The organism is Caldimonas sp. (genome assembly GCF_046291045.1).
Classification (GTDB): Bacteria; Pseudomonadota; Gammaproteobacteria; order Burkholderiales; family Burkholderiaceae_C; genus Caldimonas.
In genome coordinates, this window is record NZ_JBKBSL010000036.1 from 24,202 (window position 1) to 30,840 (window position 6,639).

A 6,639-nucleotide genomic window follows, 5' to 3' on the forward strand; every position below is an offset into this window, starting at 1 on the left:
AAGGCCGGGTCGGCGAGATGGGGTTGCGGCGATGATATCGACGCGGCCGCCCTATCATCGGCGCACCGTCCGGTCCCTTCGCCTGGCCACATCACTCATCCCACCATGTCTGCCGACCTGCACATCGCCGTGGTCGGCGCCGGCCCCTGTGGCCTGGCGCTGGCCCTGCTGGCCGCCCGCGAACTGCCGCAAGCCCGCCTGAGCGTCTTCGACGCCCGGCCGCCCGGGCATGACGTGGCGGCCGACCCACGCACCCTGGCGCTGTCGCTGGGCAGCGTGCAGTTGCTGCAGCGCCTGAGGGTCTGGCCGGCCGTCGCCGCCGAGCCGATCCGGCGTGTGCATGTGTCGCAGCAGCAGCCGCTGCTGCTGGCGCAACACCAGCCCGAGGTGGTGATCGACGCCCTCGAGGAAGGCGTGCCCCTGTTGGGCGCCGTGCTGCGTTACGGCAGCCTCGTGGCCCCTCTACAGCAGGCCTGGCAGCAGGCTTGTGAGGCCGAGCCGCAGCGCCTGGCCTTGCGGCTGGGCACGCCAGTGCGCTCGCTGAAGAACCTGAACGGGGCGGTGGAGCTGGACGCCGACATCGCCGAACGCTTCGACTTGGCGGTCGTGGCCGAAGGAGGGGTCTTCGCCGACCAGGCCCGCAAGGCGTTGAACCACGACTATGCCCAGACGGCCTGGGTGGGCCAGGTCACGGTGCGCGGCCTGCCCGCCGGCACGGCCTACGAGCGCTTCACCGCCCACGGCCCGGTGGCGCTGTTGCCGCGCGGGGGCGAGGAGGCCGCGCTGGTGTGGTGCGTGCCGCGCGACGACGATCCCGTGCGCCCGCTGGACGATGCCCAGCGCATCGCCGTGCTCAACCATGTGCTGCATCCCGACACCGGGCGCGTGGTGGCGATCAGCCCGCTCAAGGCCTTCGCGCTGGGGCTCAATGCCGAGCGCAGCCTGGTCGAGGGCCGCACGGTGCGCATCGGCAACGCCGCCCAGACGCTGCACCCGGTGGCCGGCCAGGGCCTGAACCTGGGCCTGCGCGACGCCTTCGAGCTGGTGCAGCGGCTGCGCCGCGAGGGCGACGTGGGCGCGGCGCTGCGCCGCGTGGAATGGGCCCGCGCGCCCGACCGCTGGGGCACCATCGCCGTCACCGACTTCCTGGCGCGCAGCTTCACCTGGAGCCTGCCCGGCCTGGGCACCGCCCGCGCGCTCGCGCTGGCGGCGCTGCAGCGCCTGTCGCCGGCCAAGTCGCTGCTGGCACGACAAATGATGTTCGGCCGGCGTTAGCCCGACGCGCTGCGGCAGACGCGGCCCGGGCGTTCACAGATCCGGCTCGTCTGCAGCCTGCGGCGGATCGGTCAGCGGGATCTCGACGGTCAGCACGGTGCCGCCGCCGGGGGCCGGGCCGATCTCGAAGCGGCCGCCGAAGGCGTCGACCCGGTGCTTCATGCCGCGCAGGCCGTGGCTCTTGAGCTTGCGCGTGTGGGCCGGATCGAAACCCACGCCGTCGTCGCGCAGACGCAGCAGGAGGCTGTCGTCGCGCGTTTCGAGCACCAGATCGACCCGGCGGGCGCGGGCGTGCTTCTGGACGTTGGTGAGGGCCTCCTGGACGAGGCGAAAAACGGCAATGCTGCGCTCGCGGTCGAGATCCAGAGCCTCGGGCAGGTCGCGCTCGATGTGCAGGCCCGACTGGGCCTGCACCTCGTCGGCCAGGGCATCGACCGCAGCGACCAGGCCCAGATGGCTGAGCGTGGAGGGCATCAACCCCTCGATCACGCGGCGCTTGAGTTGCACGCCCTGTTCGAGATGGGCCTGCACGCGCTGCAGGGCCTCGATCGCGCCTTGCGGCGGCTGCAGGCCGCGGCGCAGGATCATCGAGACGTCCATTTTGCTGGCCGTCAGCAGCGCCCCGAGCTCGTCGTGTAGCTCGCGGGCGAGCCGGGCCTTCTCTTGCTCGGCCACCTCCTGCAGGTGGGTGGCCAGCTCGGAGAGCTCGCGCGTGCGGTGCCGCACGGCGCGCTCCAGACGGTCGCGCTCGCCTTGCAGGCGCTGCGCCATGCGCTGCTCTTCCTCGAACTCGCTACGATAGGCCTGGAAGAGCAGAACGAGCAGCATCAGCCCGGCCGCCAGTGCGGCCAGCGAGACCCAGCGCTGGCGCTGCAGCTCGGTGGCCGCCTCGGCCTCGGCACGCTCGAGCAGGGCGCGCTCACGCGCGACCATGCGGCCGATGGCCTCGCGCAGGCTGCCGTCGGGCACGGGGTTGGGCCGCAGCGCCGCCTCGACCTGCGCCGCCGCGGCAGCCGGCCCCAGGGCGTCGAGCCGGGCGAGCTCCTCGCGTTCGCCGTCGATGTAGCGCAGGACCACGGCCAGATCGAGCGGGTCGGCGCGCTGCGCACCGCCCTCGATCAAGGGTTGGTGCATCGCGCCGATCTGCTGCAGCGTGGAGCGGTGGCGCGACAGGCTCTCGGACGTGCGCGTGAGCAGGTACTCGGCCTGCGTGGCATCGGCGCGGGCGGCCAGGAAGGACAGGCTGTTGAGGTTGGCCGAGAACACCCGCGAGCCCTTGAGCTCGGCGTAGGTGTGCTCCAGACGCTCGTAACCACGCTCGGTGACCCACAGCATGCCCGCGCCCAGGGTCAGAACCAGCGGCAGCGCGAGCTTGAGCACGGCCAGGCGGCGCAGCAACCGGGCGGGCACCTGGCCGGAGCGCGCAGCGGCGGCCTGCACCTCCTCGTGGGCCTGACGCAGCCGACGCAGGGCCTCGCGCCATAGGCTGCGCAAGGACCACGACGAAGGGGCGGGGGCGGGCGGCATCGATGTCAGCGGATTCCGACAGGCCGGTGGGATGGAAGGATGACACGGGCCGTCGCGCCGCGTTTCTACCATGAGCCCATCGGCCATGGCTGGTTTCGCCGGCGCTGGCCGTGTCGCCACGGATCCCTCCTCCTCCCCCGCTCATGTCCGTGGTGTTTGGAGGGGCTGCGCGGTGCAGCCCCTCCCTTTCTCCCCGGAGGTCCGCATGCCCGAGCCCGACTTGGCGAATCCCGCCGCGCTGTGCCAGACTGGGCGCCCTCTGGCTTGGCACCCTGGCATGGAACGCAAACGCATCTTGCTGGCCGACGATCACCAGATCGTGCGGGCCGGCCTGCGCCAGTTGATCGACGCCGAACCCGACCTCGTCGTTGGCGGGGAGGCCTCGACCAGCGCCGAGACCCTGGCCCTGCTGCGCGAAGGCCCATGGGACCTCGTGCTGCTGGACATCTCGCTGCCCGATCGCACGGGCGTGGACACGCTGCGCCTGATCCGCCACCACCTGGGCGAGGTGCCAGTGCTGATTGTCAGCGCCTTCCCCGAAGAGCAGTACGCGATCAACCTGCTGCGCGCCGGCGCCAACGGCTACCTGAAGAAGGACGCCGACGGCGCGGAGATCCTGCGCGCCATCCGTGTGGTGCTGCAAGGACGGCGGTACCTGAGCCCCGTGGTGGCCGATTTGATGGCCGAGCGGCTGGACCAGCCCGGCGCCGGGCCGGCCCACCAGGATCTGTCCGAACGCGAGTTCCAGGTGCTGTGCAAGCTCGCCTCGGGCATGTCGGTCACGCAGATCGCCGACGAACTGTTCATCAGCGTCAAGACGGTAAGCACCTATCGCGCGCGGCTGCTGGCCAAGCTGCAGTTGTCCAGCAACGCCGACCTGACATACTACGCGGTCAAGAACGGTTTGATCCAATAGGCCCCGGGGGTGCACGTAGTCCCGCGCCTACAGACGCGCGAGGGTTGCCGCGCTAGGCTTGCTCCACCATGAACGCCAGCTCGTCCGCCGCCGTCACCGCCACCCGTGCGTGCGCGCCCATGCGCGCAGTGTTGGTGATCGAGGATTCGGCCCTGATCCGCGAGCGCCTGGTCGAGCTGGTGCACAGTTGCGAGGGCTTCCACGTCACCGCGCAGGCCGACACCGAGGCGGGAGCCCTGGCCGCGCTGCGCGAACAGGCGTTCGATGCCGTGGTGGTGGACTTGCAGTTGCGCGAGGGCAGCGGCTTCGGGGTGCTCCAGGCCCTGCAGCGCCTGCAACCGCGGCCGCTCACCCTGGTGCTGACCAACACCGCCACCCGGGCGGCGCGGCTGCGCTGCGCGGCCCTGGGGGCCGAGCATTTCTTCGACAAATCCTACGAATTCGACCACGTGGCGCTCGCCCTGGAGGCGCTGCGTGGGCAAGGCCCGCCGCACAAGACCCCATGACGCGCTGCGGCGAGCGTGTTCCGCGGCCCGCCCTGCCTAGAATGGGCTGGTCCTCTCCCTTCATCGACCACAGGAGAACGCCATGTCTGCCAATTCCCCCACCGAAGCCGCCGCTGCCGCCGCCGAACGCACCGGGCAGGCCGCCCGCCGCGTGGCCCGCGGGGTGAGCCAGGCCGCGCACGACAGCGCCACCACCCTGGAGCGCGAATGGGCCGACCTCAAGGCCGACCTGGCCGAGCTGATGTCCAACCCGGCCGTGCGCGACCTGCCCGAGGTGCGTGCGTTGAAGGAGAAGCTGCAGGACTCCTTCCACCGCGCCAGCGAGGCGGTGGCCGACGCGACGCACGACATCGGCCGCCGGGTGCGCCACACCGCGGCGGTGGCTGACGAGTACGCGCACGAGGAGCCCTGGAAGGTGGCCGGCATCGCCGCCCTGGCCGGCCTGCTGGTGGGCGTGCTGATCGCGCGCCGCTGACACGCCGGCCCGCAGCATCCCATGCTGGCGCGGCTGTTCGCCCCCCAGATCGATGCGCTGGTCGAGCGGCTGCAGCGCGGCGTGGCGCTGGGTATCGAGGTGGCCGCCGATCGGGTGGCGCTGGCCCAGCTCGAATGGCAAGACGAGAAACGGCGCCTGGCGCGCTTGCTCGTCGGCCTGCTGGCGGCCGTTTGGCTGGCCGGCCTGGCCGTGACCTTCCTCGGCGCCCTCGTCATCATCGCCTGCTGGGACACGCCTTGGCGCGTCTGGGCCGCCGCCGGGGTGGCACTGGCCCTGTGTCTGGGCCTGGCCTGGACCGTGGCTCAGGTGCAGCGCCTGCTCAGGCAGGGTGAGCAGTCCTTCGCCCTGCTGCGCCGCGAGCTGGCCGCCGATCTCGAGACCTTGCGGCGCCTGCGCGAGGGCGAGGCCCCGGCGGCAGCGCCGTCCGGGGCACCGCCGGCCGATGCGACGCCTTCGACCGATCCTGCCCACCCATGAGTGCCTCGCCCTCGAACCGCTCCGCCGATCAGCAGCAGCGCGATGCCGAGCGCGAACTGCTGCTGCTGCGCATGACGCGTCAGCGAGCACAGTTGCGCGCCTTGGTGGCCCCGCGCCCGGCCTGCGCGCCGCGCGGCTCGGGTGAGGCGCCCAACCGCGACCTCGGCCCCGGCGATGCCGACTGGCCAGCCCACCCCCGCCGCAGCGCGGCCTTTCCGCGCAGCCAGAGCCTGCGCTGGGTTCTGGCCAACCCGGGGGCCCTGGCCATCGGGGCCCTGGTGGCGGCCCTGGTGTGGGTGGCCGGCCCCCGCCGCGTCGGCCAAGCGCCGGTATCGGCCACGCGCGCGGCCGTGGGCTTCATGCGGGGCCTGCGCGAGGGCCTGGCCTGGCTGCAGCCGCTGCTGCCGCTGTTGGGCCTGTGGCTGAACCGGCCGCGACCGGCGCACCCTCCGCGCCGACCGCCGCCGTGGCCGCGCGAGCGCGGCGCCATCCGGCGCCCACCAGCCGACGACTCGCCTTTCTTCTGACCGCCGCGCGGGGACTCACAGTCGGCGATGCGACAGAGCCGGCAGGCGCTGCCGCACCTGCGCCATGCGCGCGGTGTCGATGTCGGCCAGGGCCACGCCCTCCCCTTCCTTCACGCACGCCAGCACCTCGCCCCAGGGGTCGATGACCAGGGTGTGGCCATGGGTGCGGCGCCCGTTCTCGTGACGCCCGCCCTGGGCCGGAGCCATCACGTAGCACTGGTTCTCGATCGCCCGCGCGCGCAACAACACCTCCCAATGCGCCTGGCCGGTGGTGTGGGTGAAGGCCGAGGGCACGGCGATCAGGTCGCACGGCGGTTGCATCAGCGCCCGGTAGAGCTCGGGAAAACGCAGGTCATAGCAGATGCTCAGGCCCAGGCGCAGCGCGGCGCCCCGGCGCGACGGCAACTCCAGCGCGACGGGCCGATTGCCCGCGCGCAGCACGACCCCCTCGTCGTAGAGCCTGGATCCCTCCGGGCCCTGCTCCTCGTAGCGAAAGAGGTGGATCTTGTCGTAGCGCGCACGGCAGCGGCCCTGCGGGTCGAAGACGAGGGTGGTGTTGGTGACACGCTGCGCCTCCTCGGTGCGCAGCGGCAGGCTGCCGCCGATCAGCCAGATGCGGTGCTCGCGCGCGGCCTGCGCCAGCCCCTGCTGCAGCGGCCCTTCCCCGGGGGGCTCGGCCAGCGCCAGCTTGTCGGCATCGGCCCGTCCCATGAAGGCGAAGTTCTCGGGCAGGCCCACGAGCTCGGCCCCTTGCGCGGCGGCCTCGGCGATGAGGGCCCGCGCGCGCTCGAGGTTGTGCGCGGGGCGGGTCGAGGACACCATCTGGACGGCGGCGATGCGCATGGATGCTCCTTTCGTGCGGTGGGGCTCAGCCCCCCGGGGCCGCAGGGCTGGGGCCGCGCGTGGCCGCCGGCG

Annotated in this window: 8 protein-coding genes; 6 read left to right on the plus strand and 2 right to left on the minus strand. The window is 72.6% G+C overall.

Annotated features, from left to right (window positions below; genetic code table 11):
• Nucleotides 1-105: 105 nt before the first annotated feature.
• Nucleotides 106-1,275 carry an FAD-dependent monooxygenase gene (locus ACK4ZD_RS12560; protein WP_409662576.1) on the plus strand — a complete coding sequence of 390 codons (1,170 nt, stop codon included), beginning with the start codon at nucleotides 106-108 and terminating at the stop codon, nucleotides 1,273-1,275.
• Between the two features lie 33 nt (nucleotides 1,276-1,308).
• Here the strand turns inward: ACK4ZD_RS12560 and ACK4ZD_RS12565 are convergent, their stop codons facing one another.
• Nucleotides 1,309-2,802 carry a sensor histidine kinase gene (locus ACK4ZD_RS12565; RefSeq protein WP_409662579.1) on the minus strand — a complete coding sequence of 498 codons (1,494 nt, stop codon included), beginning with the start codon at nucleotides 2,800-2,802 and terminating at the stop codon, nucleotides 1,309-1,311.
• Nucleotides 2,803-3,079: 277 nt separating this feature from the next.
• On the opposite strand from ACK4ZD_RS12565, the gene ACK4ZD_RS12570 reads away from it, so the two are divergent.
• The 5 genes from ACK4ZD_RS12570 (at nucleotide 3,080) to ACK4ZD_RS12590 (ending at nucleotide 5,724) form a co-directional block, all read left to right on the plus strand.
• A complete protein-coding gene (locus ACK4ZD_RS12570) occupies nucleotides 3,080-3,718 on the plus strand; it encodes a response regulator (RefSeq protein WP_409662581.1) in 639 nt (212 codons plus the stop codon).
• Between the two features lie 68 nt (nucleotides 3,719-3,786).
• Nucleotides 3,787-4,224, plus strand: a complete 438-nt coding sequence (locus ACK4ZD_RS12575) for a response regulator (RefSeq protein ID WP_409662583.1) — start codon at nucleotides 3,787-3,789, stop codon at nucleotides 4,222-4,224.
• Between the two features lie 82 nt (nucleotides 4,225-4,306).
• The gene (locus ACK4ZD_RS12580; protein ID WP_409662586.1) at nucleotides 4,307-4,699 is read left to right on the plus strand and encodes a YqjD family protein; all 393 of its coding nucleotides are present in this window, start codon (nucleotides 4,307-4,309) and stop codon (nucleotides 4,697-4,699) included.
• A gap of 21 nt (nucleotides 4,700-4,720) precedes the next feature.
• Nucleotides 4,721-5,197: a phage holin family protein gene (locus tag ACK4ZD_RS12585; RefSeq protein WP_409662588.1), complete on the plus strand. Its 477-nt coding sequence runs from the start codon at nucleotides 4,721-4,723 to the stop codon at nucleotides 5,195-5,197.
• Nucleotides 5,194-5,724 carry a hypothetical protein gene (locus tag ACK4ZD_RS12590; RefSeq protein ID WP_409662591.1) on the plus strand — a complete coding sequence of 177 codons (531 nt, stop codon included), beginning with the start codon at nucleotides 5,194-5,196 and terminating at the stop codon, nucleotides 5,722-5,724. The genes ACK4ZD_RS12585 and ACK4ZD_RS12590 overlap by 4 nt, the downstream gene beginning before the upstream one ends.
• Nucleotides 5,725-5,739: 15 nt before the next feature.
• Here the strand turns inward: ACK4ZD_RS12590 and ACK4ZD_RS12595 are convergent, their stop codons facing one another.
• Nucleotides 5,740-6,567 (minus strand): carbon-nitrogen hydrolase family protein, encoded by an 828-nt coding sequence (locus ACK4ZD_RS12595; protein WP_409662594.1) that lies wholly within the window; start codon nucleotides 6,565-6,567, stop codon nucleotides 5,740-5,742.
• Nucleotides 6,568-6,639: the final 72 nt, after the last annotated feature.